Here is a 25633-nt window from a genome sequence, read left to right as displayed (position 1 = left end):
AAAACACTTGCTTTCTAAGCGTAACATAGATTGTAGTAGCATATTTATTTTCTGCCTTAAAGTCATTCTTAGGCCTTATGGTTTACACAGTTAATGGAAAATCCAAAAGCTTAGAAAAATCTGGTAGGGAAGTTGGTTTGTCTGGATTTCAAAAGGAGTTCTCCCCCTTCACGGAGAAGTAAAAACGATTGGAGGGGATTACGTGAAAATGAGATGGTTGATTGCAGGCGCCTTATTTATAGGGGTTTTGATTAAAAGAAGACGAAGAACAGGCTATACCTTATTCAAGGCAACCGGCGTGAAAAGCGAAGTGACCCATGTTGACCTCGAACAGCAGCAAGCAATCGGCGTTGTCACTTACAAAAAGCGCCCTTACATGACCGTGAAGGTCGATTTAAAGCAAGACACCATTACGGTTACCGGTTCGGTCGAAGCATTGGGCGATATGAGCATGGACGAAATGGATTACATCGACCTGTTCAAGCAAGAAGCGAAGTTCTTCATCGACAACCACATTTCCGACCCACAAGCGTATTACGGCGAATTAATCAAACAGGCGGCTGACCAGTAGGATCGGCTGCCTGTTTTATCGGTTTTGAAAAGCCCGGCGCTCGGCGTATGAAACGCAGCTCGAGCACACGTGAATCGGTTTTTGCTGGTCATCGAAATACTTGCGCGGTTCTTCTGCTTTCTTTTTGCAAAACGCACATTTCTTTTGAAACAATGTAAACATCTTTCTCTCCCGCTTCCTGTCTTGATTCTTCAGCCACGGAAAATGGCTTTTAAAACAAGATTAATCCTCTATCCATTTTTTTACAAGAAGCAAACAGGATGTTGCCTGTTTTTATTCTTCGATTTCCGTATTCCGGGCAATAAAAGATGCGCCGTCCCGTTCGTAAACAATTTCATGCGGGTTGCTTTCTTTTAACGCGAACAGTCGGGTGCCGGGATCCAGCTCGTTTGAATCAAAATCGGTTTCGACGTAGTTGCTTACAGTATCCATATCTGCCATATTCCGCTTCACTTCGCCAAGCAGTTCTCCGACCTCATGTTCCGCCACTTTTTCAACAGTTATTTCGTAGCTGATGCCGTCGTATTTTACAAATGCATATGCCCAGGAAGCTTCCGAATTGCCGAAGGAGATGACCGGCACAGCCTGCCAAGATGAACAACATCAGTAAAATTCCCATTAATCCCTTTTTCATTGCCATTCCCCCTCTTTCAAAGGTAGACGGAGAAGTTGACGATTTGTTAAAGCAGATTTTTAACTTTAATCAAGATCCGAGGTGTCTTGCAGATACATGGATAACGTTGCGCCCTCTCCGTTGACGAGCAAGGTGCCGGCTTCCGAAAAACGCGGTTTGACGAGCCTTTCTTTGACAGAATTGAACGCCTGCAGTTCTTTGACGCCTCTACCCTCGATTTCAAACAGTTTCACTGTATCTGTTTCCCCTTTCGGAATACGCAGCGCCACATACTTTCCGTATACGGCATAGTCCAAAAACTCCGGCGTTTTGATTTCCACCAATTTTCCGGTCGCTAAATCGATATAACCGAGTACCGAAATGGTATTCTCCTCATTTGACAGCTGGGCAAAGATTTTTCCATCTGTCAGGGTGACATTGACGGCAGCTTCATACGGCACGGTGTATTCATCAATTCGGCTTTGATCATCCGCCTGGTAAACCCAAAACGTCGTTTCGGTCATGTCGGCTTTTTCTACTCGCTCAGGAATGACCAAAAGCCCCTCTTCAAACGATGGCCGGCTGTTTGATCCAACACCTACCAGCACGTGCTCAAACGGCTCTTCCAGCGTCTGTAAGTTCAACAACTTATATGCCGGTATTGTGAATTCAACGCCTATTGCCAAATAACTCAACATATCGCCATCAATAGCCAAGGCGCTGACGTCTACATTTTCGATTGTTTCAATTTCCCCGCTTTCCTGATTAAGGATATTCAATGACGAAGAACCCACACCATCTTTCTCAACTACCTCTTGCCATACCACCCATTCGTTTTCAAACGCTATTTCACGGATTTTGGCATTCTTCGCTGCCTCCGCCAAAACCGTTTCCGTTTGCGTGCTTATGGCAAACGAATAAATCCGCTGCTCGTCCGAATAAATGAGCGCGCCTTTTTCATCTGCATATTCTGCATTGATCAGCACCGGATACGGATGGTCCGGAATCACCACTGCCTGCAACGTGCTTTTGGCAAACCAGCCATTTTCCACGGCGTATGGATAGCCCAGTAACCCTGATAATCCGATGACGGCTGCGCTTGCCAATGCTGGCATCATTTTCGGAAGACGGAAGGACCGTTTAGCCTGTGCTTCGTTTTGCGCTTCCCGTAAAATTTCCCGCTTCTTTAATTCCGTTAACGTGATGTGCGTTGGTACCGAGCGATCCAATTGCTGCTTCAGTTCATCATGCATGGTCAATTCCCTCCTCTACAAATACGATGCCGGCCATTTTCCGCCCTCTTGCCAGGCGGGTTTTGACCGTATTACCGGAACACTTCAAAATGTCTGCGATTTCCGCCACGGAAAAATCGGCATAATAATGCAGCCACAGCGCTTCGGAATACTTGTGCGGCAGTTTTTCAATTGCCCGCGCCACACTCTCGCTTTTTTCGGCCGACAGCACACCATCTTCTGCTGACGGTTCCGGGGAACGCAAAGGACTCAGAAATTGGGAAAGCTCCGTTTTCCGGTACGCCCAGCTTTTGAAATAATTGCGGCATTCGTTGACGGTGATGCGGTACAAATAAGTTTTGATGCTCGAACGCCCTTCAAATTGTTCGGCCGATCGGTAATAGCGGATAAACACGTCCTGGACAATGTCTTCCGCTTTCGTCTGATCTTTGACAAACGAATACGCGAGCCGCATTAAATAATGGCCATACGCATCCATCGCTTCGACCAATAGCCGGTCTCTTTCGCACTTCTCCAATTTCTCTCCCCCTTGCTTAGCTGACAGTTAGACAATGCTGCCGGGTTTTGGGTTTCATTTTCACGAAAAAACTTCTTCGGAGAACATCCGAAGAAGTTAGACAAGAAAGCCCGAGGTGCGGGTTTTACGAAATTGCGCCAGCAAGTAGTTCCGGTCTTCCGGATAATTCATTACCAAATTCCTTAGTTCCGCTTCCGTTTTCCACGCAATATCCAAAACCAGATTATCGGGATCTTGAATCTGCGCGTTTCCGCCGATAATGGTGACTAAGAAATAATGGGCCTCGTACGCGATTTGGATTTCCTCGTACACCCCGGTTTTCACTTGGAGCTTTTCGCTGATTTCCGCTATGTAGCCCGTCTCTTCCCAAATCTCCCGGATGACGCAGTCTTCGATTGTCTCATCCGCGTTGACGCCTCCGGTCGGAACGGTCCATTTCCCTTCGCCTTCCAGCACCATTAATAGTTCGTTGTTGCCATTCAAGCAAATGCCTGCAGCACCTATCCATTTTTTCATATGAACACCTCTCGTTAAGTTATTCCTTGAAAAGTATAGACAGAAGAAGCTTCAAGCAGTTTTTTGATTCCGCCAGAATGATACGGCATCAAGCGATCCGCTTCTTCAAGCCCGACCCATTTGATGTCTAAAATTTCATCCCTATCCTGAATGGCACATTCTCCACTAATGATGTGAGCTCGAAAGGTAATGAATAAAGCATGGTGGCCGCTCTCTTTCATAAAAGCCTCATTTACAGCCACGACTTCTCCGACTCGGATGGTTACTCCCGCTTCTTCCTGTGCTTCACGGATGACGGCTTGTTCCAAGGTTTCACCCTTTTCCACTGCGCCTCCCGGAAGCGACCAGCTTGCACCTTTATTCTGGACGGCCAACACTTTTTGTTCTTCTTTATTGTAAATCAAGGCGTACGCCACATCGACTCGCTTCATCACGAAAGACCTCCCATTTCATTTCCGGTGCATGACCACTTGCGAGTTGTTGGGCTTGAATTTATTTTGTTCGTAAAAGGGAATCAATTCTTCTCCGCAAAACAAACTGATGACGTCGATATGGGTGAGTTCTTCCACTAGCTTTTCCATCAGTTCGGTTCCAATTCCGCTCTTTTTGCATTCGCTGTGGACTACGACGCCTTCAATATAAGCCCGAAACTTGCCGTCTGTGATGGCGCGTGCGAATCCGATCAGCCGGCCTTCGCTCCATACACCCATCGAAACATCACGTTTAAGCATGTTTTCGATATCCTTTTCGCTTCGCTCCGGCCACCAGCCCGCATCTTGATAAAGATTCATCAGTTCACTGGCTTTGATTGGCCGGTCCGCGTGGCTTAAAATTTTTGCATTCATTTATAACACCTCCACGAGGGTCTTCCAGCTTTTATTTTCAATGTATGATTTATAATTTCAATTTCATGCCTTCATGCGTCGCGGTAAAGCCAAGCTGCTCGTAAAAACGTAGGGCGTCTTCCCGCTTTTTGTCGGTCGTCAGCTGCACCAAATGGCAACCGCGGTCTTTTGCGCGCCCAATTGCATAGCGGATGAGTTCCGACCCGATGCCTTTGCCGCGCGCCGAAGAAGAAGTCCGCACCCCTTCAATGGTTGCGCGCCAGCCGCCTTGATGCGTGAGATACGGCGTAAACGTAATCTGCAAGACGCCGACCACTTTGTTTTCAAGACAGGCCACCACCAACTCATTGTTGGCATCTGCAGAAATCGCCTGAAAAGCTTTTGTGTAGCTTTCCGGAAGCGGCTGTTCATACCGTTCCCGCGTACTTCCCAACGTATCGTCTGCAAGCATCGCCACAATTTCATCCAAGTCTTGTTCAGTTGCCAATCGAAACACCAGCTCGGTTGCCACTTGCCATTCCTCCTATCCGTGTTTTCGTTCATACACATGAAACGCATAAGCATATAAATTTTCCTTATTGGTTATGCCTTTTTCCACCGACACTTCTTGCCACTCTGCCCAATCCACTTCCGGAAAATACGTATCCCCTTCAAATTCATGGTCGATTTTCGTGATATGCATTTTTTCGACATACGGCATGAAAGCCTCGTAGATCTGCTGGCCGCCGAAGATAAAAATTTCATCTTCGCCTTGGCACAGGTTGAATACGTCTTCGACCGAATGTGCCGTTTCGCAGCCCGGAAAGTCTGCATGGCTTCTCGTTAAAATGATGTTCCGTCTTCCCGTCAATGCCCGGCCAATTGATTCGAAGTTTTTCCGGCCGAGTATGATCGGGCAGCCTTGCGTCGTTTTCTTTACATAGTCCCAGTCTCTCGGAAGCCGCCACGGAATGTCGTTGTCTTTTCCAATCACCCGGTTGCGGTCCATGGCAACGATCAACGATACATTCATCGCTCGCCGCCTCTTTCACACGCATAAACCATTTTCAAGAATTCAAAATGGCCGCCATTGGTTTCCTGCTGAAAGGCCGCGACTTCCCGGAAACCCATCTTCTTATACAAACGGATGGCGCGCTGATTAAACGTAGCTACGGACAAAGTCAGCTGTTCCGGGTTAAAGGTTTGTTCCGCAAACCTCATGCCCGCCGCTATAAACGCTTGGCCGCGGCCCCTTCCCGTCAAATCAGGCCTCATGCCAAGACCAATATCCACCGCATTGCCGCATTCATCAAAACTGAAAAAGCCCGCCAATTGTCCAGCTTCCAGAACTGAAAAAAACAAGTCGCCCCGTTTTTCTGCATCCAAAAAGTCGGCTAAGTCTTCTTTATCCGCTTCAATATCATAAAATGAAAAAACGCCTTCGTAATGCCAGTTGCCCGCGATGTCTTCTGCCTGATTCTGCGTCATACGAATAAATTCATAGCCCATCGTCCAGCTCCTTTACTCTGCCAGCTTTTTCTCTAATACGATTTTCGTTTCTCCGTCGTCATCTATGTAAGTATCCACCACTTCAAACCCTGATTTGATATTCAAAATCAGCATGCTGCGCCATTTGTTTTTCGTTTTAGTCTGCACCTTTTTATAGCCGGCTCGTTTTAAATCGTTATGCTGCAGCTCCATCAAGCGAGAAGCGATTGCCTGCGCACGGTATGCCGGATCCACGCCACCGAGCCAGCTGTAAAACATTTGTTCATCTAACCGATAGCCCATTTTGTATCCCACGACTCGCGAATCATGAAGTGCCAGAAAGATGAGGGTTTCGGGCTTGGATTCGATTTTATTCAATAAATCCTTGTCAGCTCCGAATATGCTTTCATGGAGCTGCAAAAAGCTTAGCACATATTCTGTGCCTGCAATTTTTCGCAATTTGATAAACTGGATGTCCATGGCTTCCCCCTTCAACCGTATAAAGCGTGAACTTTTTCAGCCACTTCCCGCGGCTTCACATCCAGCCAGGGTAACTGTTCAAACGCAACCCACAGCGGCTCATACGTTCCTCGGTTTCTTTCGGGATCGGTAAATTCCTCGCCTATTCCCACTCCAATGTCACCTGAAAGCAACTCTGCCAAAAAGAAAAACTGCGTGCCGTTATGTTGGACAATCGCAAGGCATTCCTTCGCTAAAATCTCAACGCCAAGCTCTTCATACGCTTCTCGTTCTGCCGCTTGTTCTGGCGTTTCGCCGGGTTCGATGCCCCCGCCTGGAAACACATAATAGGTGCTTTCTTCCCGCACCCGTTTGATCAACACCACTCGTTTGTCCTTTATTAAAACTGCTGAACCTCTATCCCTCAAAAAACCCCTCCTTTACGTCATTGTCTATTTCCTGCATTTTACTCCCCTAAATTTCCATCATCGAAAAATAACCGGCTGCACAAATATTTCCTTCACAGTTTCATACTCCCTGTCCAAAATGCTCATAAAAATATCCGTCTCGTACTTCCCTTCAATGAGCGCGCCTTCCCGCTCCACGCCTTCTTGGACAAATCCGCATTTCTCGTAGCATTTAATGGCGCGTTGATTGAATTCCAGCACCCGCAAATCCACACGGTGCAGCTACAGCTCTTCAAATGCAAAATGCAGGACCAGTTGGGTGATTTCTGTGCCAAGCCCATGGCCCCAAACTGTCGGATCAAACAAGCCGACCGCATAGCGCGCCCGGTTGTCGAATCCATCAACGGTCAGTCTTGCCTGCCCGACCAGCCGCCCTTCAAACTCCACACACCATTCGTAAGGGTTGGCTTTGATCGACTCAACAAACTTCGTCGCCGACTCCATCGTCTTCACGTTTAACTTTTGCGTATCGCCGCCATACATCCGGACAAGTTCCAAATTTACTTCCACATTGAAATAATCCATCACATCTTTTTCAATCGGCTGGCGCAGCAGCACATTCTTCCCTTTCATCGGGGGCACTTGATTCATAGCCATCACCTCTATGTAGAATCTTAATTAAACACATATTTAAAAACGTTCAAATCCACTTCATCAAAATAACCGATGTCTTCCTGCAAATCCCATAACTTGATTTCAGTCGTCTCGTCGTTTTCTTTGAACGGCTGCAGCTTTTCAATCACTGCCGAATACACCGGATTGAATTTGGGCTGGCCCGTCTCCTGATTTCTCACTTCCAGCAAACCTTCAAACGCCATATCCGCGAGAACCTGGCCCGTTTCTTCATACAGTTCCCGGATGGCGCATTCTTTCGGCGTCTCCGTTCCTTCTCTTTTGCCAGCCGGCAGCTCCCACTGGCTGCGCCATTTGTTAAAGCACACCACGTATTTCCCCTCGCACGCCACCACCGCAAAAGAACCCGCAAGCGGCTCATAGCCATCAAGCGCTTCTTCTTTAACGCGAATAAATTCCAGAAACTCAAAGCCGTTGTTTTTCGTCTGGTTCATTCAGCATCTCCCTTCACTTGAATTTCGCATGGTGTTTTTCTTCGTTGCCGAAAATCCCGACCAGCAACATTACAAGCCCGCTGAAAAAAAGAACGGCAAACAGCACGACCATAAGGCCGCCGCCAGAAAACCCGTCGCCTACTCCAATGCCATACAAAATCCCAACAATCCAAGAGAAGAATGGAGCAATGGCAAACATCAAGGTAATTCCCCAAATGACGTTCTTTTGCTTCCACGTCTTGCGTTGGCTCAAGCCGAAAGCTGCAGCTATTCCTAATACCAAAACTGCGATCGCTACCCCATTGCCTTTAACCTCCTTTTTTACCGGTGGTTTAATTCAAAATGCGCTTCTTCAATTTGGATGATTTCAAGGTCCGCGTTCAATTCTTTCACTTTCTCCGCCAAACTTTGGACGCCGTAAATTTCCGTGAACGTATGGCTGCCGACGAGCAGATTGATGCCCGCAAACTGGGCATATTGAACGGTATAAAGATTCGCTTCTCCCGTTATGTAAGTGTCGCAGTCCGCATCCACGGCCAGCTTGACCATTGCCGACGAATTTCCGGCCCCCGTCAAGACGCCTACTCGCTTCACTGGTTTTTCATTGTTTCGCCAAGCCCTTACCGGTTCGTTCAGCTCGGTTCTCATCCGCCCGGTCAACAAGCCGAAATCAATTGGGGTTTCAAACTCGCCGACACCTGGAAATTCCCCGTCCTTGTAATACGAATGCTGAAGAATCTTGTCAATCCCCATCACCTTCATAAGCGACGTGCACGTGCCGAACTCCACAAAATCAAGTGGCCCATGGATCCAAAAATGGCTTATCTCGTATTGTTGCAACTTGTCGACACATGCTTCCCGCAATCCGTAAATAAAGTCCCACGCATCGTGATGGGTGATCAGCAAATCCACGCCCTGGCTTGCCGCTTGTTCGATCACTTCTAATGAAAGATTCGTCGAATAGCCTACTTTAGAAATGGTTTTATCCGCTTTATAGGTAAATCCGAAATCATCATCGAATTCTTCCAGCAAGTCTTTATTGAATAAAGCCTTAATTGTCCGTTCAAATTGGGATAAATCCATTTCGTGCAACTCCCTTTTTACGTATGCTCAATCTTTTTCTTGTTCGTACCAACGTACTTTTCCGCTAAAGCAGCAGCAGCCAATCCGATTAATACCGGAAGGAAAGATCCACAGGCAATAGAAAATCCATTTGCCTTGTCTTGATATTCGTAATGAAACATTAACAAAGGAACGGTCCAAACATGCCCCGCCATGTAAAGACCGCCAGTTGTTGCGGCAAAAGACAAAATTGCAGGCATCAAACGCTGAACGTTCATTAGGCTTCCTCCTATTGGAAAAACTGCTCACTGATAAACTTTAAAATCCATGCAATTGCGTATAGCGGTACTCCGACAAGTAGCATTCCTGCCAGTAAATAGCTCGGCATTCGAAACAGATCATGGATCGCTCCGGCCAAATCGTCTATCAACCTCAACATCCAAATTCCTCCTTTTTATTTCCCGGGTAATTAAAGGCTTTAGCTGCTGAATAAAAAATCACTGCTTAAAAAACAGATCTAATTTCCTCTTTTGGAAAAGATTCCAAATCTTTACTTTCATTTTATCAGAAATTAAAATGAATATTTCAATTATTTTTACAGACAAATTAAAAAGCCAGCTCTTTATAAGAGCCAGCCTCATTCTTTCTTCTTATTTATTTTCCACAACTTGCTTCAGCCCTTCAAACATTGCACTCCAGCCTTTTTCCGTTTCGTTGCGGTGTTCTGCAATCGTCCCTTCCACTTCTTCCGGCGTCCATTCTTCTTCGTGAGGAACCGCGATTTCTTGGGTAAACAGCATTTCGCAATCATCTAGCACCGGTGAAATGGTGACTCGTATGGTGTCTTCGCCATCGTTGAATTGTGGCATTTTAAATGTGAAGACAATTTTATTCGGTTCGACCACTTTCAAATACTCGCCTATTGCCCGGTAATCCGTCCCGTTCCGGTGATCGATGATTTCCCACTTGCCGCCGACGCGAAAATCGATGTTCATGGCTTTATTCGTCTCTTCTGACGTAAACAGCCATTTCTTCATCAATTCCGGCCGTGTCCATGCCGCAAACACCTGCTTCGCACTTGCATCAAAACGCCGCGCCATTGAAATTGTCACCGTCGAAATAATCGCCAATTGCCCCACCCCTTTAAAATGATGATAGAGAATCGTTCGTTTCTCACATTATACTCAGGATCGAACCGAAGGTATAGAAAAAGCCCAGCCGATTCGGCCAAGCCTTTCGTTGTTCAAATGTTTATTCGCCCAACTTCAACAGCCAGCTGCGTAATTTTGCCTTTGGGTAGTACACTTTGCCATTTATCCAAATGTGCGGAATATCATTCCGTTCTTTCACCAGCGATTTAGCATCTTCTTTCGAGATTCCCATAAAATAGTGGACTTCACTTTCTTTGATGAGTTCTTGTTCATCATCCTCATCAAAAAAACCCACTTCATCCGGATTTTTAAAATTCTTCAAGCCCTCGCCGATAAAATAGCCTGCCAGCGCAATACCCAAACCGATCCAAATCATCGCGGCCCACCCTCTCTGAAATTAACGTTCATTTATATACGATTCATAACCGAGATGGTTCCCCTAATTCACTTCATCTTCTAAAAAAGAAATCCCGAGAAAAAATCAGCCCGAACGCATACAACAGCAGCGCAATATACGCCGGAAATACGTGGATAAACGTCGTATAGCCGATGACGTAATGAATGAGTATCGCTGCACCAAACGCCGGCATGCCGCCGAGCAAAAATGTATACCATACCCATTTCTGCCCTTCCTGGAACGCCCACAGCGCAAGCATCGAAACTAACAGCCCGACGCTGATCAATGCGCTTCCGAGCCCTGCCCGGTCATGGGCGATCACCGGGATCAGCCGGTCGTTTATCGCCGTCATCTGTTCGGGCGTCATGCAAATAAACGCAAGATCGGTCTGGACAAAGACACCGGTCACGCCAATAACTGAAATCACCAAGCCGCCGAGAATCAGCCCAAAACCGAGCACTACAAAAGACAGCTGTCCCCATAAGCTCTTTTTCCAAGCCGGATGGTTGGTCCGGTTGCTCGAACTTGCATGTCCGTTAAACTGTTTGGTTGCTTGGTAGCCTTTCCAGAAAAAAGGAATCAACACAAGCCACAGCAAGCCGTGCAGCCAATCAAAATAGCCGAACCCGATAAACAGGAGAATCCCCAAAAACCCAATGATGCCAGCCGTATGAACGGCAGTTACCGCCCATTGCTTGCCTTTTCTGACACCGAAGCGCGCCAATTGCATAAAAATCAAACCGCCCGAAATCATCGTTCCCGCGACGGTCATTCGGTCGTGCTGCATGAACCGGTAAATGTTCGGATTGATCGCCATCAATTCCTCCCGGGTTAATCCCAAGAAAGCTTCATCGTACGGCAAGACGACGAGCGTCATGCTGACGAGCGCCGCAAGCACTCCTCCTATCACCATCAGCAAGCCAAATAGCCAATGCCAAATCCAGCCGCTGGAATCGGCTTGCTCTTGCATGCCCACATCCAGCAATGCTTCGTTGATTCGTTTTGGCAGCCCTGGACCCGTCACCACATAGCCGCTCGACAGCATGACGAGATCTGCTCCTGCTTCAAATAACAGCAGCGCATCTTTCGGTTCCTTGATGCCGCCGGAAACAATCACTGGGATGCCGCTTGTTTTCACTTTCCGGACTTTCTCCGCCAACTCGTTTGTTTGATTGAACGGGAACAGCCGTCCCGCCCTTGTATCGACGGCTTGTTCATCGATTATGACGCCATCAAAGCCTGGAGCAATGTTCATGTTTTCTCCGGAATCCGCATACAATACCGATTTACCGTTTAAGACGGCTTTCAGCTTTTCAAGTTCGGGCTCGCTATAATGGTCCTCCAAAACGATGGCGTCTCCATAACAGGCTAAAGCCTCTGCCAACGTCAACGTTTCATCGTACGAACCCGTTGCACCTATGCGAATGAAAAGCGGCTTTTGGAGTGGCTTCAGCCGTTCGAGCTGCTTGATGGTTTCCTCGACGCCCAGGGACTCGGGAACGTACGGATACACCAAATTATCTTTCGCTTCCGTGTACTGCGGCGATTCAGCGGTCTGTACATCAGCTGTTACCGGCCCGATTTCAATAAACCCAAAGCCCAAATTGCTGAATGCCTTTGTTCCGGACAAAAAAGGATCGATTTTCCCGCTCAAGCCGATCGGGTTTGAAACGGTTAATCCTAAAAATTCCTTTCTCAATTTGGAAGAAGGCGTGGTATGTCCGAGCGTTTCGATGAACTTGCTGCCGCCTGGAATTTTAGAAACAGCAGCCATCCCCCTGTGGATGAATTCCCTTCCCTTCGGTTCCTCCACTTGCTGCAGCGCGGGTTTAAATACGGTATGATACGACCAATCCGGCACACGATTCACATCCTGAAATTTCTTTATGCTTTCATCTTACACATAAGCATTCGGCGTGAATAGCCGTTTTTTTCCAAGAAAAAAGCTGGATCCAATGGAATCCAGCTTTCACAGAGAGAATGTTAAATCTTAAGAACCCCACGGAAACCTCTCGCAGCATAATAAGAGTCCGCTCCATTATGGTACATGAATACACGGCCGTAGCGGCAATCGCAAAAAATCGCGCCGCTCCTTTCGCGAATGTCCGGCGGCGTCTGCACCCAGCTCGACGTTTTCAAATCAAAATGTTCAAGTTCTTGCAGCGCCCGGTACTCGTCTTCCGTCAGCAGCTCGATGCCCATGGCCGCCGCCAAGTTGACCGCGCTGTCTTCCGGCTTGTTTTTCTTCCGGGAATCCAGTGCTTCCTGGTCAAAACACAAACTTCTGCGGCCTGCAGGGCTTTCCTTTGAACAATCGAAGAAAAGAAACTCGCCGGTCGCCTCATCAAAGCCCACCACATCCGGCTCGCCGCCGGTCCGCTCCATCTCTTGGAGCGACCATAGCTTGTCAGCATTCACTTCCAGCTTTGCTTGTACCTTGTCCCAAACAACCTTCTCATGGCGGTGGATATTGTTTTCAAAACGGGCTTTTAGCGTGCCCAGCAATTCTGCTCGCTGCTCTTGCGTCAGTTCCTTGTTATCCATCTTCGTCACATCTGTTTCCTCCTTTATTGCATTTCTTCACTACTTCTTTATAAGAATTGAAAACCCTTCTCTGTACAACAAGAGATTTTTTATGAAACTGCTTTACCAGGTTTTCTATTTTCTTTTATTAAGTTTAACATCTGCAGCCCATCAGTTGGACCACCGCCTAAAAATGAAGGATAGGTAAAGGGAATTAACGATGTTGCGAATATAAGCAAACTAATGACTGCCACTCTATTGATGATAATGCCCACCACGCCAGGAATTAGATAGGAAATAAAATAAAGTGCTACAAACCCAAGCAGCGAAGCGATCGGTCCGCCTATAAGGAAAATAAGTCTTTGTTTATATGTAGGTGGCGGCAATTTCTCTGGATTTGAAGGACGACAGAACGCTGAAAGAGCAATGGTTAAGTAACAAGTAATTCTCCCAAGACGCAGCTTCAGTTTTTTCCCTCGGCTTGATGAGCCAAAATAAATTTCTGCCTTTGCTTTCTTATTACTCGAAATCGTTGCAACTCCATGGCCCATTTCATGTATAAAAAGCGCCGTTGTAATAATAAGTAGAACTAGAATCACTTCAACTAACATCGACAAAAAACAACCCCCGTTCCCTATGAGTAAAATGATGAGGGAAACAACATTTCCCTTTCTTTATTACGTTAGAAAAAAAGAAAAGATTCAATCTGGATAAAATTTTCCATATGTATAGTTAAATCAACAAAAGTATCCAATAAAAAAATCACCTACCCTCTCTGAAATCTGGAGAGGATAGATGATTTTGAATAAGCTTTTTTACAAAGCTCAAAATTTCACTGATTTAATTATTAAAATTACTCAACCGTCACCGATTTTGCCAAGTTGCGTGGCTTGTCGACGTCACAATCGCGGTGAAGTGCTGCGAAATAGCTGATCAATTGCAACGGAATAACCGCTACAAGTGGAGACAGCAATTCATGGACTTTTGGAAGCACTAAGCTGTCACCAGCTTCTTGCAAGCCTTCCATGGAAATAATGCATGGGTTTGCGCCGCGCGCTGCCACTTCTTTGACGTTTCCGCGGATGTTCAAGTTCACCGCTTCTTGAGTTGCAAGTGCGATAACCGGTGTGCCTTCTTCGATCAACGCAATCGTTCCGTGCTTCAGCTCGCCGCCGGCAAAGCCTTCCGCTTGGATATACGAGATCTCTTTCAATTTCAATGCGCCTTCTAGGCCAACAAAGTAATCCATTACGCGGCCGATAAAGAAGCAGTTGCGCGTTGTTGAAAGAAATTCGCTTGCGATTTGTTCCATTTCTTCTTTTGCATCGATTTGCGCTTGGATGGCGTTTGCCACGATTCCAAGTTCTTGGACCAGGTCAAAACCAAGTTCGATGCCGCGTGCTTTAGCTGTTACAGCAGCCAAAATCGACAATACTGCAAGTTGTGCAGTGTAGGCTTTTGTAGAAGCTACTGCGATTTCAGGTCCTGCATAAAGAAGCAACGTGTGGTCTGCTTCACGAGAAAGCGTAGATCCTGCAACGTTTGTAATCGTTAGAGACGTGTGGCCTAGTTCTTTGATTTTCACCAATACTTGGCGGCTGTCCGCTGTTTCGCCTGACTGCGAAATGAAGATGAACAACGGTTTTTCAGAAAGAAGCGGCATGTTGTAGCCGAATTCACTTGATACGTGCACTTCTACTGGGATGCCTGCCATTTTTTCCAAGTATTCTTTGCCGATCAACCCTGCGTGATAGCTTGTACCTGCAGCGATGATGTGAATGCGGTCTGCTTCTTGCAAGGCATTCAAAATTTCCGGCTGGATGAACAATTTGTCGTTTTCATCTTGGTAAGCTTGGATGATTTTGCGCATAACCGCTGGCTGCTCGTCGATTTCTTTCAGCATGTAATGCGGGTATGTGCCTTTTTCGATATCGCTCATGTCGATTTCAGCAGTGAAGGGCAAGCGGCTGATTGATTCGCCGTCCAATGTCAAAATTTCAACGCCATCTTTGCGGACGATTACGATTTCTTTGTCCATCAATTCAAGGAACTTATCCGTTACTTGAAGCATTGCCATCGCATCGGATGCAACTACGTTAAAGCCGTCGCCAAGGCCTACTAGCAATGGACTTTTGTTTTTCGCAACAAAAATCGTTTCTTCTTCTTCCGCATCCAAAAGGGCAATGGCATAAGAACCTTTCAACAAGCCAAGAGTTTTGCTGAATGCCTCTTCTGTTGTCATGCCTTCTTCAACGAATTTGCCGATCAATTGCACAATGATTTCTGTGTCTGTATCAGACTCCATTTGCACATCAGCCAAATAATCGCGTTGGATGTGGTGATAGTTTTCAATAACGCCGTTGTGAACCAATGTAAAACGTTCGTTTTTGTTTTGGTGCGGGTGCGCATTTACGCGGTTTGGTTTCCCGTGAGTTGCCCAGCGCGTATGGCCGATCCCTGTATTGCCCATGACATCGTCTTCAACGATTCCACGCAAATCTGCAATACGCCCTTTTTCTTTAAAAACGGTAATGCCGTTTCCGTTGCGAACTGCAATACCAGCTGAATCGTATCCACGGTATTCCAGTTTTTCTAAACCTTTTAATAAAATTTCTTTTGAATCATTTTCTCCGATATACCCGACAATTCCACACATAGTTAAATTCCTCCGTTTTCCTGTATCAAATCAAATGAGCGTTTGCAAAGATGCGCAAACGCTTCTCATCGAGCCCATCCATCCGTTTGTACAGCTGATCGCTCAACTGCTTTAAAGATGAATATAACGACCGGGCTTCACGGCCGGGAGGTATCCGCCGAAATCTCGATACTCCTCCTCCTCGTCTACTGGGAACTGATTTGTCCATCCGATTTCCCCAGTACAGGCGCTTCAACTAGTTTCCTTCTACGCGTCATCGATCCCCCTTTTCCGCGACCTTCATCAGGTACTGCCATCATACCTTTTTAATACAATTACGTCAACGATATCATAAAATTATTTAGGTAGTTAATATCAATTCGAAAGGCAATGATAGTTCATATGACCTTTCAAAATATTTAATTAGTTTGGTCCAACCTGTAGATAAAGTTCAATAAAATGGGTAGTAACGAATAAACCCAACCGGGCCGGCCACTCCGCTTTCCGTGGGCACGGCCTTAGCCGCTTCACTCGCGCTGCTCGCTCCAGGGTCTGCGGCTCGTGCTGGCCCCACAGGAGTCTCCGTGGCCGGACCGGTTGGAGTGTCGCTTTCAATTCAAGACTATACATTTAATAAAAGCATCTTACACAACCAAACAGGAGAAGATTATCGCTTCTTATCGCTTCTACACTGAGGATCCGGAGCGTAAGCCGGCGAAAACCCTCCTGCTCCTGCAGCGCTCTGCGCTTCGTCGCAAAGTATCGACCGAATGCTGTTCGGTCGATACTTGCCTGCGGGACAGCGAAGTGCCGAAATCCACTCGGGCATCCGTCCGAGTTAGTTCGGCGCGAGCCCGCGGCAAGCGTCCGGTTGAAGCGCAGGATCCAAGATTTCATTCTAGCTATTTCTAACTAGTAGCCACCTCGCTAAAAATTCTATTATCTACAAACTCAGTACTATTATTATTAATACTATTTATTTAAAGTATGAAGCAAAACTGCTTTGTGGAACGCCTGCACTAACACCCTTATAATTTCACAAAACAAAAAAAGAGCCAGAAGCGAAACCGCTCCTGGCTCTCCTGCATTTTGTTTTAATTCATTCCCATTTCCGCTCGAACCACTTTTGCAATCTGCTCTACGTAGTTTTCGCAGTCTTCCGCTGAAGCTGCTTCCACCATTACGCGGACAAGCGGCTCTGTTCCAGAAGGGCGCACAAGCACACGGCCGTTGCCGTTCATTTCGCGCTCCACTTCCGAAATCGCCGCTGCCACTTTGTTGTTATCCGTCACAGCGTGTTTGTCTGTTACGCGGATGTTCACCAGTTTTTGCGGGAAAATCGTCATTTCAGAAGCCAGTTCGGACATTTTTTTGCCTGTGGCTTTCATGATATTCACGAGCTGAAGTCCCGTCAACAGCCCATCGCCCGTTGTGTTGTAATCCAAGAAAATAATGTGGCCCGACTGCTCGCCGCCCAAATTAAATTCGTTTTTCTTCATTTCTTCCACCACGTAGCGGTCGCCGACAGCGGTTTGTTTGCTCAACATGCCATGAGCTTCTAGTGCTTTGTAGAAGCCCATATTGCTCATGACCGTCGATACCACTGTGTTTTTTTGCAGGCGGCCTTCGCCGTGCAAATGCTTGGCGATGATGTACATGATCTGGTCGCCGTCCACGATTTGCCCTTTTTCATCCACAGCAATCAAGCGGTCGCCATCGCCGTCGAATGCCAAACCGACATCCGCGTTTTTAGCCACTACAAGCTCTGCCAATTTCTCCGGATGCGTTGAACCGACTTTGTCGTTGATGTTCAAGCCGTTCGGCGAAGCGCCCATAGAAGAAATATCCGCATCAAGGTCAGCAAAAACGTGCGTCGCAAGCGATGAAGTCGCACCGTGTGCGCAGTCAAGCGCAACATGGACGCCTGTGAACTCTTCGTCTACGGTTTGTTTCAAATACTGGATGTATTTTTGGCCGCCTTCGAAATAATCCGTTACGCTGCCAAGGTCGCCGCCAGTTGGACGCGGAAGCAGATCTTCTGCGCTGTCCAATAATTCTTCGATCTCTGCTTCTTGGTCATCTGACAATTTAAAGCCGTCTGAACCGAAAAATTTGATGCCGTTGTCTTCAACCGGGTTATGGGAAGCCGAGATCATTACGCCTGCTTCCGCGCTCATCACACGTGTTAAATAGGCAACGCCCGGAGTGCTGATGACGCCGAGGCGCATTACTTCAGCCCCAACACTCAATAAGCCTGCCGCAAGGGCGCCTTCCAGCATTTCACCGGAAATGCGCGTGTCGCGTCCAATCAATACTTTCGGTTTATCTTTTGAATGCTTTGTTAATATGTAACCGCCAATGCGCCCCAGCCTAAATGCCAGTTCCGGTGTCAATTCACTGTTCGCAACGCCTCGTACCCCGTCAGTTCCAAAATATTTTCCCATTCTATTCTCTCCTTTAGTTCAGTAACCAGTTTTCTATTTTCCTCGCGTTATGGTGTATTCGGACTCAATGCGTCATTAGGCACTCTAACTGATTCATCAACTGTGATGTTTGCTTCCACATTCAGCTTGCCGGGAGTCACTTTCGTCGCTCCAGCCGGCGCTTTCAGTTCGCTTTCCACTGTCGTGTCTTCTGCTGTAATGGCGCCGATATCCACTTCTACCAAATACTCGTCAATCGGATCCACAGCCGTTTTTGGACCAAAAATGCGGACTGTTTCGTTTGAACTCTTTAACGAGTTAATGGTGATGCCGTTGTTTGCTTCGCCTGTGCGCCTGACCGTCACCGGTACTTCTTTGCTGTACTCAGCAATGGCTACTTCCATTTTAACCGTTTCCGGCTCAATTGTAACATTTTCCAATTTTGTCAAATCATTTGCGAGTATTCGAACACCGGCTTCTGCCGTAAACGGCTCGTGAAGATCTTCTTCGCCCGTAACTGTCGCTTTCACAAAACTGATGGCGTCAATGACGCTTTTCGGCCCTGTGACAGCGACGGTATTTGGCTCAGCAGTTAAGCTTTCTAAAACAAAGCCATCGCGCAGCAGCCGTTCGTTTATTTCGGGATCGATCCGGAATTCTTCCGTGACCCGCTCTTCGATGCTCACGTCCACAACCGCCGGATCAATTCTTACCCGAAGCTGTTCGGAAAGGTTTTCCGTTTGGACCGGAACTTGGTGTTGGCCTACCGGCAAATCACGCAAATCCACAAAGATGGTAAAGTCTTTTATTTGGCGGGCCGTTTGCACGGCACTCGCCGGGCCGATAATGGTGACATCAGCAGTTTCCGGCACGCCGCTGACGATTAAGCTCGTGTTATCGTAATACGTTTCAATCGGCACATCTTCGATCACTTCCGTCATCGTTGCCGTATCGGTTGTATTGGCGGTATTGTTGCTGTCCGCTTTCACGGAAAAAAACAAAAGAAAAGCAAGCAAAAGTGCGGTAATCCGCAAAAACCACGGGTTATCCATCATCTTATCCATTCTTTTTCCCCCTCCATTTCCACAAGGAAGAAGCAGCCGGTTGTTGCTCATCGCTTCCGAACCAAATTCTCCGCAATTTCACTTCAAAATCCTCAAGCGATAAATTGCGGTGCAAGTCTCCATTTGCCGTCAAGCTGATCGCACCCGTTTCTTCCGAGACGACAATCGTGATGGCATCGGTCACTTCACTGATGCCGAGTGCTGCCCGGTGGCGCGTTCCCAATTCCTTCGAAATGAACGGGCTTTCCGACAGCGGCAAATAACAAGCAGCAGCGGCAATCCGGTTTTTTTGGACAATGACTGCCCCGTCATGAAGCGGCGTATTCGGGATGAACAAATTGATCATCAACTCTGACGTTATGTCCGAGTTCATCGGAATTCCCGTCTCGATGTATTCGCTCAATCCCGTTTCGCGTTCAATGGAAACCAGTGCACCGATGCGCCGTTTTGCCATATAGCTGACCGATTTCGACATCGCCTCGATCAAGCGGTTGCGCTCCGATTCCTCGTTCAACGTGCTGCTTGAAAACAGCTTTCCGCGCCCCAGCTGCTCCAGCGCACGCCGAAGCTCCGGCTGGAAGATGATAATGATGGCAAGAAAACCCCATTCGAGCACTTGCTGCATAATCCAGCCAAGCGTCTCCAAATTGAGGGCAACTGTCACAAGGCGAGCAATGACGATCACAAAGATTCCTTTTAACAATTGAACGGCTTTTGTGCCTTTAATGACCGTGATCAATTTATAAATAACGAACCATACTAATAAAATATCAATAATATTCCCTAGCAGTTCGAGTGGTGTTTGATCTGATAAAACTTCCAGAAACGACATCTGCAACCCTCGCTTTTCTACATCTGCATATAAAATAGTATAGCATAAGTAAAATCAGCTTGCCTTCATTGAAAAAACCCGCCTTTAGAGAAAGGCGGGTCGTTTATTCTGTTTCTGGTTCGTTCGCACTAAAAATTGAAGCTGCGTCTTTTACGCCGTTTTTGATCGTAAACCAAAGCCATTCGAACGCTTTATCGATCTCTTCAATTTCTCCGGTGATGACACCGCTTGATGCCATGTATTGCCCGTTGACGATTGTGACGTCTCCGTCCAGTTCACCTTCTACCCGCAAGTCTCCGTTGCGGACGGTGATGTCGCCGGTCACCGTTTCTCCTGCCGGCACTACTACGGTTTCCCCTTCAACGACGAGGTTTGGCTGCTTCGTAAAAGCAAACTGTTGGTCGTTGTTGAAATTCGAAAACAGCATGCCGCTCATCAAGATGCAGAAAAGGGCCGCCGCGGTCAGCATCGGGTGACGCCGGAACCAGCGCTGGAAATTGGCTTGTTTTTTCTCTTTCGGCAGCCGCGCCATCGTCTGCGCGACAAAATTGGCCGGTGCCTGTATGTGAGATGCACTTTGGACAAATGCAATCGTTTTGCTTAGTTCATGGTAAAGCTTTCGGCAATCGCTGCAGTTTTCCAAATGGGCTTTCAGCGTTGCTTCATCAGTTGAATTAATATCGCCATCTAAATAATCGTTCATTGCATGAACGATGTTTTCCGGACACGTATTCATCGTGCTCGCCTCCTACAAATTGCTCAATTGCTTCCGAAGCGCTTCGCGGCCTCGGTGTATACGCGTCTTTACGGTACCCAGCGGCAAATCCAAAATTTCGCTGATTTCCGAAAGCGGCAACTCCTCAATATACTTTAATACAATAGCGGCACGATACTTATCTGGCAAGCGACTTATCTCGTATTGCACTCGTTCCTGCACTTCCATCCGCACCAGCTCTTCTTCAGGAAGCTGATCGTCGTTGGCGATCTTCGAGTACATATCCAATCCTTCCGCTCCGCGAACTTCCGCGTCCAGATGATAATCCGGCTTTTTCTTCCGGATCCGATCGATGCACAGATTCGTGGCAATGCGGTAAAGCCACGTTGAAAACTTACGCTTTTGATCGAATGTATGGATATTTACATAGGCCCGCATAAACGCTTCTTGCGCAATATCCTCCGCCTCGTGCTTGTTGCCAAGCATGCGGTAGCAAATTTGATACAGCTGGTGCTGGTAAAGCTCCACAATTTCCGCGAATGCATTTTGATCGCCCTTCATTACTTTTGCTATTCTCTTATTCACTAACGCATCCATGATTTCATTTCCCTCCGCCTATGCGGCTGTCATTTAGTATACGGATTACTTGATGAAAAGTTTCATAATTTTTTTCTTCTTCTATCGTAACAAATTTCGGACAAGTAAATCTATCTAAATTTTCCATAACAAAATTTGGCAACAAGAAAAGCGAAGCGTCCGGTTAGTCCTGACAAGCGCTGGAGGGAGTGAACATAATGGTGATTCCATTACTAGCGGGGCAGACTTCTACTTCGGAGGCTAGGCTCTTGAGTCTGAACAACAAAAAAACAGGCTTTCGCCTGTCTTAAAGTAATTTTTCGCCGAACAATGAACCCATGAGTGCAACTGCTACATCAGCCGTCCGGTTCTTTTCATCCAAAATTGGATTGACTTCCACAAATTCAGCTGAAGTGATGATGCCTGAATCATGCAGCATTTCCATTGCCAAGTGGCTTTCGCGGTAGCTGATGCCGCCTGGAACCGGTGTTCCGACACCTGGTGTGTAAATTGGATCAATGCCATCAAGATCTAGCGACAAGTGAACCGCATCGGTTTTCCGCTCTTCTTGGAAATAACGGATTGTGTCATCGATCACGGCGCTCATGCCCATTTTATCGATTTCGTGCATGCTGTAGACACGGATGCCCAATTCTTTAATTAGCTGCCGCTCACCTGGGTCAACCGAACGCGCCCCGATGATGACAATGTTCTCCGGCTTCACTTTTGGCGAATAGCCGCGGATATGCGTCAATTGCTCATGGCCAAGGCCGAAGCTTGCAGCAAGCGGCATGCCATGGATATTGCCCGATGGCGATGTTTCGCTCGTGTTCATGTCCGCATGTGCGTCGTACCAAATGACGCCCAAGTTTTCATGGCGCTCCGAAATGCCTGACAGCGTTCCAATCGCGATGCTGTGGTCTCCTCCAAGAACTAACGGGAAGTTTCCGGCTTCTGCCACTTCAAACACTTTATCGCCAAGAGCGGTGCTGGCATCGGTAATTGCTGTCAAATTGCGAAGGTTTGTAGCCGCTTCTACTTCGCCGTCAGCAGGCCCGATGGAGATATCGCCTTCATCTGTTACTGTGTGGCCAAGGCTTTCAATGCGCTCTACAACTCCCGCGTAACGGATTGCGCTTGGCCCCATATCAACGCCCCGGCGGTTTTGTCCGTGGTCCATTGGAACCCCAATAATTGAGATATTCAATTTATTCATTATATAGACCCCCTACTTAGTATGCATTTATTGTACCTGCATTTTCCTTGTTGGCTCAACTCCATACCATCACGCATATTTATGCAATTTCGCTTGCAACTCGTCTTTTACTTTTGGCCACTCCAGGTCAATAATGGAAAACACGACCGCATCTCTCGGTTTGCCCGTTGAACGGATTCGTTCGTTGCGAAGCTTTCCTTCTTTTATGGCGCCAATCCGGGCCAGTGCTTTTTGCGACCGAATATTTTGGGCATCCGTCTTAAACTGCACACGAATCATTCCCCGCTCCTCAAAGCAATACGCCAATAAAGCCAGTTTCACCGCTGTATTGACGTGCGTCCGCTGCGCCGCTTCTGCGTAAAACGTCGAGCCGATCTCACAGCTTTTATTCGCCTCATCGATTGAATAAATGCGAGTCGTCCCGATGATTGTGCCTTCGGAATCCTCCACCACAAAAGCCAGCACATTCGGCTTGCCGAGACCTGCTTCTAGCCACAAGGAAAGTTCTTCAAACGTTTCCACTTTCGTCAGCATGTGTTCAAATATATTGGGAGTATAAAGTGCCCATAAAGCCTGAAAATCCGTTTTCTCCATTAACCGCAAGCGAATGCCTGATTGTTCTAGCCTCATTCATTATTCCCACCTTCAGCTGAAATAAACGGATTGAATCCGCTTTAAAAACTCTTTTTCCAACTCGCCCATCTCCTTTGCCAGCAAATACGTTGATGTTACAGGCAAAGGAAACAAATCAAAATGTGCGTCCATCAATCGCCCTTCCAGCAATTCACGGCGCACCATTGATTTCGGCAAAAACGAAACCCCAAGCCCCTCTTGGATAAAGCGCTTCGCGATATGCGCCTGCGTCACTTTCATCGTCCGAATGCCGGGAACCCGAATTCTCAGTTTCACCAGCAATTCTTCCCAAAATCCAGGATGGTGATGCGTAAACAAATACGAAGAGCTAAGAACCGCTTCTGGAGATACAACAGGTCCCGCCTCATCATCGTATGCATCCCGGGGGACCACAAATACAAGCGGATCATCATAAACGATTTCATGATGGATGTTCCTGCGTACCGGCGGCAAAGCCGAAATGCCAGCTGACACTTCTTCTTCTTCCACCAGCGCTTCTATCCGTTCCGACTCCTCGACCCGGATCACGAGTTCCACATCCGGATGGTCCCGCGTAAATGCCTTTAAGATATACGGCAAAATGGTCTCCGCCATCAATGGGGATATGGCAAGTGTCCATTTTTGTCTATAACCTTGCGCAAAAGCTTGAAGTTCTTCAATGCTGCTATTCAATTGCAGCAGTACTTTTACTGCTTCTCCTTTAAAATGCTTACCCGCTTCCGTCAACGTCACACGATTTTTATCACGCTTGAATAACGCAACACCTAAACTTTCTTCCAGAAGGCGTATATGTACCGTAACAGTAGGCTGCGACATCAACAATCGTTCCGACGTTTTTCGAAAATTCAAGGTACCCGCTGCATCGACAAACGTTTTAAGCCAAGCAATCTCCACTTTCTCCCTCATTTCAATTAATAATTTGAATTGTTTTAATTATATATCTTTAATTTTTATTATCAATAAAAGCGAGTAAGATAAAAGAAAAGGAGGAATCACCATGTTCCAAAAAGGATTAAAAGGAGTCGTTGCCGTTCAAACAGGCATTGCTTCAGTAGATGGAGACAAAGGAGAACTCAGATACCGTGGAAAGCTGGTTGGTGAAGCGATTGAAAGAAAATCATTTGAAGAAACAGCTTATTTTCTATGGCATGGAAGGTTTCCTGCTCCCGAAGAATTGGAGGAATTAAATGAGCAGCTAATACGTTACCGGCTTCTGCCTTCCCATGTCATCGAAATCGCAAAACTTTTGCCGCCAACCACTTCAATTATGGACGGCTTGCGCACATTGGTTTCCGCATACATGAATCAGGCGTTTGCAAAAGTGGCGACCGTCGAACAAGCCGTGGCATTTACCGCAGCCTTGCCTGTTTTAACCGCTATGCTCTACCGGCTGCAAAAAGGTGAAGACATCGTCCGACCGCGCAACAGCTTGGGCCACACCGCTAATTATTTATGGATGCTGGAAGGAGTTGAACCAGCCCCTGCACAAGTGGAAGCGTTGGAAACTTATTTGAAGTTAACAATGGAACACGGCATGAACGCTTCTACGTTTGCGGCGCGTGTCACCATTTCCGCCGAATCTGACTTGGCATCAGCCATCACTTCTGCTCTCGGCACCATGAAAGGCCCATTGCACGGAGGAGCCCCGTCCGGCGTAATTGACTTACTGGATGAAATTGGCACTGCTGAAAACGTTAATCCGGTCATTTCCCAAAAACTTGCGAAAGGTGAAAAAATCATGGGCTTCGGCCACCGAGTCTACCGGACAGAAGATCCCCGCTCGATTTTATTGCGTGAAAAATGTTTGGCTTTGCAGGGCGCCGACCCGTGGTTAGATCTGGCTGTTGAGGCCGAAAGCAAAATTGTGAACTTGCTAAATAACCATAAACCCGGACGCGCACTTTACACAAACGTTGAATTTTATGCAGCTGCCATCATGCGCTCCATCAATATGCCGCCTGAACTGTTTACACCAACATTCAGCGTAGCCCGCATCGTTGGATGGACCGCACATGCTCTTGAACAACAGCAAGACAACGTCATCTTCCGCCCTCAGTCGGAGTACATCGGAAACTAAAAAAAGCCCGCATCCAATTGAATGGATACGGGCTTTTTACACATGGATAGTACAAATACACATGGAACAATGGAGCCTAGGGGGCTCGAACCCCTGACCTCGACGCTGCCAGCGTCGCGCTCTCCCAGCTGAGCTAAGGCCCCGCGCTGAACTGGCGCAAGGAAATAAAATGAGCCATGAAGGATTCGAACCTTCGACCCTCTGATTAAAAGTCAGATGCTCTACCAACTGAGCTAATGGCTCACAATAAAAATGGCTGGGGTACCTGGATTCGAACCAGGGCATGACGGGATCAAAACCCGTTGCCTTACCGCTTGGCTATACCCCAATGCCATATAAAAATACTGGTGGTGGGGGGCAGATTCGAACTGCCGAACCCGAAGGAGCGGATTTACAGTCCGCCGCGTTTAGCCACTTCGCTACCCCACCGAGAAAAAATGGTGGAGGATGACGGGATCGAACCGCCGACCCTCTGCTTGTAAGGCAGATGCTCTCCCAGCTGAGCTAATCCTCCACATATATGAAAATGGTGACCCCTACGGGATTCGAACCCG

General features: G+C 47.2%; 34 protein-coding genes and 5 tRNA genes. 2 read left to right on the top strand and 37 right to left on the bottom strand.

Features of this window, described 5'->3' with window-relative positions:
• Positions 1 to 208 precede the first annotated feature (208 nt).
• Positions 209 to 571: a hypothetical protein gene (locus tag ACRRQV_RS11400; RefSeq protein WP_432531314.1), complete on the top strand. Its 363-nt coding sequence runs from the start codon at positions 209 to 211 to the stop codon at positions 569 to 571.
• 273 nt (positions 572 to 844) lie between these two features.
• Here ACRRQV_RS11400 and ACRRQV_RS11395 read toward each other — a convergent pair whose 3' ends face one another.
• The 32 genes from ACRRQV_RS11395 to ACRRQV_RS11240 form a co-directional block, all read right to left on the bottom strand.
• Positions 845 to 1153, bottom strand: coding sequence for a hypothetical protein (locus tag ACRRQV_RS11395; RefSeq protein ID WP_432530880.1), 309 nt, complete (start codon positions 1151 to 1153; stop codon positions 845 to 847).
• A 117-nt stretch (positions 1154 to 1270) separates the two neighbouring features.
• Positions 1271 to 2437 carry a hypothetical protein gene (locus ACRRQV_RS11390; RefSeq protein ID WP_432530878.1) on the bottom strand — a complete coding sequence of 389 codons (1167 nt, stop codon included), beginning with the start codon at positions 2435 to 2437 and terminating at the stop codon, positions 1271 to 1273.
• Complete coding sequence (locus ACRRQV_RS11385; protein WP_432530876.1) at positions 2430 to 2954, bottom strand: sigma-70 family RNA polymerase sigma factor; 525 nt, start codon at positions 2952 to 2954, stop codon at positions 2430 to 2432. Before ACRRQV_RS11385 ends, ACRRQV_RS11390 begins: the two co-directional genes overlap by 8 nt.
• A gap of 96 nt (positions 2955 to 3050) precedes the next feature.
• Positions 3051 to 3470: an NUDIX hydrolase gene (locus tag ACRRQV_RS11380; RefSeq protein WP_432530874.1), complete on the bottom strand. Its 420-nt coding sequence runs from the start codon at positions 3468 to 3470 to the stop codon at positions 3051 to 3053.
• Between the two features lie 14 nt (positions 3471 to 3484).
• Positions 3485 to 3901: an NUDIX hydrolase gene (locus ACRRQV_RS11375; protein WP_432531312.1), complete on the bottom strand. Its 417-nt coding sequence runs from the start codon at positions 3899 to 3901 to the stop codon at positions 3485 to 3487.
• 18 nt (positions 3902 to 3919) lie between these two features.
• On the bottom strand, positions 3920 to 4315 hold the full coding sequence (locus tag ACRRQV_RS11370; RefSeq protein WP_432530872.1) for a GNAT family N-acetyltransferase: 396 nt from the start codon (positions 4313 to 4315) through the stop codon (positions 3920 to 3922).
• A gap of 49 nt (positions 4316 to 4364) precedes the next feature.
• A complete protein-coding gene (locus ACRRQV_RS11365; protein WP_432530870.1) occupies positions 4365 to 4826 on the bottom strand; it encodes a GNAT family N-acetyltransferase in 462 nt (153 codons plus the stop codon).
• Positions 4827 to 4838: 12 nt separating this feature from the next.
• Positions 4839 to 5327, bottom strand: a complete 489-nt coding sequence (locus ACRRQV_RS11360) for a dihydrofolate reductase (RefSeq protein ID WP_432530868.1) — start codon at positions 5325 to 5327, stop codon at positions 4839 to 4841.
• Positions 5324 to 5803, bottom strand: a complete 480-nt coding sequence (locus ACRRQV_RS11355; protein WP_432530866.1) for a GNAT family N-acetyltransferase — start codon at positions 5801 to 5803, stop codon at positions 5324 to 5326. Before ACRRQV_RS11355 ends, ACRRQV_RS11360 begins: the two co-directional genes overlap by 4 nt.
• 12 nt (positions 5804 to 5815) lie before the next feature.
• Positions 5816 to 6262, bottom strand: a complete 447-nt coding sequence (locus tag ACRRQV_RS11350) for a GNAT family N-acetyltransferase (RefSeq protein WP_432530863.1) — start codon at positions 6260 to 6262, stop codon at positions 5816 to 5818.
• 11 nt (positions 6263 to 6273) lie between these two features.
• Positions 6274 to 6669: an NUDIX hydrolase gene (locus tag ACRRQV_RS11345; protein ID WP_432530860.1), complete on the bottom strand. Its 396-nt coding sequence runs from the start codon at positions 6667 to 6669 to the stop codon at positions 6274 to 6276.
• A gap of 57 nt (positions 6670 to 6726) precedes the next feature.
• Complete coding sequence (locus tag ACRRQV_RS11340) at positions 6727 to 6921, bottom strand: GNAT family N-acetyltransferase (RefSeq protein WP_432530858.1); 195 nt, start codon at positions 6919 to 6921, stop codon at positions 6727 to 6729.
• 9 nt (positions 6922 to 6930) lie between these two features.
• Complete coding sequence (locus tag ACRRQV_RS11335) at positions 6931 to 7299, bottom strand: GNAT family N-acetyltransferase (RefSeq protein ID WP_432530856.1); 369 nt, start codon at positions 7297 to 7299, stop codon at positions 6931 to 6933.
• Between the two features lie 23 nt (positions 7300 to 7322).
• The gene (locus tag ACRRQV_RS11330; RefSeq protein ID WP_432530854.1) at positions 7323 to 7775 is read right to left on the bottom strand and encodes an NUDIX domain-containing protein; all 453 of its coding nucleotides are present in this window, start codon (positions 7773 to 7775) and stop codon (positions 7323 to 7325) included.
• Positions 7776 to 7788: 13 nt separating this feature from the next.
• The gene (locus ACRRQV_RS11325) at positions 7789 to 8058 is read right to left on the bottom strand and encodes a hypothetical protein (protein ID WP_432530852.1); all 270 of its coding nucleotides are present in this window, start codon (positions 8056 to 8058) and stop codon (positions 7789 to 7791) included.
• A 38-nt stretch (positions 8059 to 8096) separates the two neighbouring features.
• Positions 8097 to 8858 (bottom strand): Nif3-like dinuclear metal center hexameric protein, encoded by a 762-nt coding sequence (locus ACRRQV_RS11320; RefSeq protein ID WP_432530850.1) that lies wholly within the window; start codon positions 8856 to 8858, stop codon positions 8097 to 8099.
• 17 nt (positions 8859 to 8875) lie between these two features.
• The gene (locus ACRRQV_RS11315; RefSeq protein ID WP_432530848.1) at positions 8876 to 9115 is read right to left on the bottom strand and encodes a hypothetical protein; all 240 of its coding nucleotides are present in this window, start codon (positions 9113 to 9115) and stop codon (positions 8876 to 8878) included.
• Between the two features lie 11 nt (positions 9116 to 9126).
• On the bottom strand, positions 9127 to 9276 hold the full coding sequence (locus ACRRQV_RS11310) for a hypothetical protein (RefSeq protein ID WP_432530846.1): 150 nt from the start codon (positions 9274 to 9276) through the stop codon (positions 9127 to 9129).
• 211 nt (positions 9277 to 9487) lie between these two features.
• Entirely contained in the window at positions 9488 to 9967 is a 480-nt protein-coding gene (locus ACRRQV_RS11305) for an SRPBCC family protein (RefSeq protein WP_432530844.1), read from the bottom strand.
• A gap of 121 nt (positions 9968 to 10088) precedes the next feature.
• A complete protein-coding gene (locus ACRRQV_RS11300; protein WP_432530842.1) occupies positions 10089 to 10364 on the bottom strand; it encodes a DNA-binding protein in 276 nt (91 codons plus the stop codon).
• Between the two features lie 73 nt (positions 10365 to 10437).
• Positions 10438 to 12246, bottom strand: coding sequence for a dihydroorotate dehydrogenase (locus ACRRQV_RS11295; protein WP_432530840.1), 1809 nt, complete (start codon positions 12244 to 12246; stop codon positions 10438 to 10440).
• Positions 12247 to 12368: 122 nt separating this feature from the next.
• Complete coding sequence (locus ACRRQV_RS11290; protein ID WP_432531310.1) at positions 12369 to 12929, bottom strand: DUF4256 domain-containing protein; 561 nt, start codon at positions 12927 to 12929, stop codon at positions 12369 to 12371.
• An 89-nt stretch (positions 12930 to 13018) separates the two neighbouring features.
• On the bottom strand, positions 13019 to 13519 hold the full coding sequence (locus ACRRQV_RS11285) for a site-2 protease family protein (RefSeq protein ID WP_432531308.1): 501 nt from the start codon (positions 13517 to 13519) through the stop codon (positions 13019 to 13021).
• Between the two features lie 242 nt (positions 13520 to 13761).
• A complete protein-coding gene (glmS, locus tag ACRRQV_RS11280; protein ID WP_432530838.1) occupies positions 13762 to 15564 on the bottom strand; it encodes a glutamine--fructose-6-phosphate transaminase (isomerizing) in 1803 nt (600 codons plus the stop codon).
• 1073 nt (positions 15565 to 16637) lie between these two features.
• Positions 16638 to 17987 carry a phosphoglucosamine mutase gene (gene glmM, locus ACRRQV_RS11275; protein ID WP_432530836.1) on the bottom strand — a complete coding sequence of 450 codons (1350 nt, stop codon included), beginning with the start codon at positions 17985 to 17987 and terminating at the stop codon, positions 16638 to 16640.
• A 47-nt stretch (positions 17988 to 18034) separates the two neighbouring features.
• Positions 18035 to 19030 (bottom strand): CdaR family protein, encoded by a 996-nt coding sequence (locus ACRRQV_RS11270; RefSeq protein ID WP_432530834.1) that lies wholly within the window; start codon positions 19028 to 19030, stop codon positions 18035 to 18037.
• On the bottom strand, positions 19023 to 19862 hold the full coding sequence (gene cdaA, locus ACRRQV_RS11265; protein WP_432530832.1) for a diadenylate cyclase CdaA: 840 nt from the start codon (positions 19860 to 19862) through the stop codon (positions 19023 to 19025). Before cdaA ends, ACRRQV_RS11270 begins: the two co-directional genes overlap by 8 nt.
• 103 nt (positions 19863 to 19965) lie before the next feature.
• Positions 19966 to 20598 (bottom strand): zf-HC2 domain-containing protein, encoded by a 633-nt coding sequence (locus ACRRQV_RS11260; RefSeq protein ID WP_432530830.1) that lies wholly within the window; start codon positions 20596 to 20598, stop codon positions 19966 to 19968.
• 12 nt (positions 20599 to 20610) lie between these two features.
• Positions 20611 to 21174: an RNA polymerase sigma factor SigW gene (gene sigW, locus ACRRQV_RS11255; RefSeq protein WP_432530828.1), complete on the bottom strand. Its 564-nt coding sequence runs from the start codon at positions 21172 to 21174 to the stop codon at positions 20611 to 20613.
• Positions 21175 to 21460: 286 nt separating this feature from the next.
• Positions 21461 to 22369 (bottom strand): arginase, encoded by a 909-nt coding sequence (gene rocF / locus ACRRQV_RS11250; RefSeq protein WP_432530826.1) that lies wholly within the window; start codon positions 22367 to 22369, stop codon positions 21461 to 21463.
• A 69-nt stretch (positions 22370 to 22438) separates the two neighbouring features.
• Positions 22439 to 22999 (bottom strand): GNAT family N-acetyltransferase, encoded by a 561-nt coding sequence (locus tag ACRRQV_RS11245; RefSeq protein ID WP_432530824.1) that lies wholly within the window; start codon positions 22997 to 22999, stop codon positions 22439 to 22441.
• 15 nt (positions 23000 to 23014) lie between these two features.
• Positions 23015 to 23896, bottom strand: coding sequence for a LysR family transcriptional regulator (locus ACRRQV_RS11240; protein WP_432530821.1), 882 nt, complete (start codon positions 23894 to 23896; stop codon positions 23015 to 23017).
• A gap of 103 nt (positions 23897 to 23999) precedes the next feature.
• Between ACRRQV_RS11240 and ACRRQV_RS11235 the strand changes: the two genes are divergently transcribed.
• Entirely contained in the window at positions 24000 to 25079 is a 1080-nt protein-coding gene (locus ACRRQV_RS11235) for a citrate synthase/methylcitrate synthase (RefSeq protein WP_432530819.1), read from the top strand.
• 70 nt (positions 25080 to 25149) lie between these two features.
• On the opposite strand, the gene ACRRQV_RS11230 is transcribed toward ACRRQV_RS11235, so the two are convergent.
• The 5 genes from ACRRQV_RS11230 to ACRRQV_RS11210 form a co-directional block, all read right to left on the bottom strand.
• Positions 25150 to 25222 (bottom strand) — tRNA-Ala (locus ACRRQV_RS11230).
• Positions 25223 to 25249: 27 nt separating this feature from the next.
• Positions 25250 to 25322: transfer RNA gene (locus ACRRQV_RS11225), tRNA-Lys, on the bottom strand.
• A 10-nt stretch (positions 25323 to 25332) separates the two neighbouring features.
• Positions 25333 to 25407, bottom strand: a tRNA-Gln gene (locus tag ACRRQV_RS11220).
• Positions 25408 to 25424: 17 nt separating this feature from the next.
• Positions 25425 to 25508 (bottom strand) — tRNA-Tyr (locus ACRRQV_RS11215).
• A gap of 9 nt (positions 25509 to 25517) precedes the next feature.
• Positions 25518 to 25593: transfer RNA gene (locus ACRRQV_RS11210), tRNA-Val, on the bottom strand.
• Positions 25594 to 25633 lie beyond the last annotated feature (40 nt).

The organism is Planococcus sp. YIM B11945, from assembly GCF_050864155.1.
Classification (GTDB): Bacteria; Bacillota; Bacilli; order Bacillales_A; family Planococcaceae; genus Planococcus.
The sequence above is the reverse complement of the archived record's forward strand: the minus strand, read 5'-3'. Positions and strand labels throughout refer to the sequence as shown.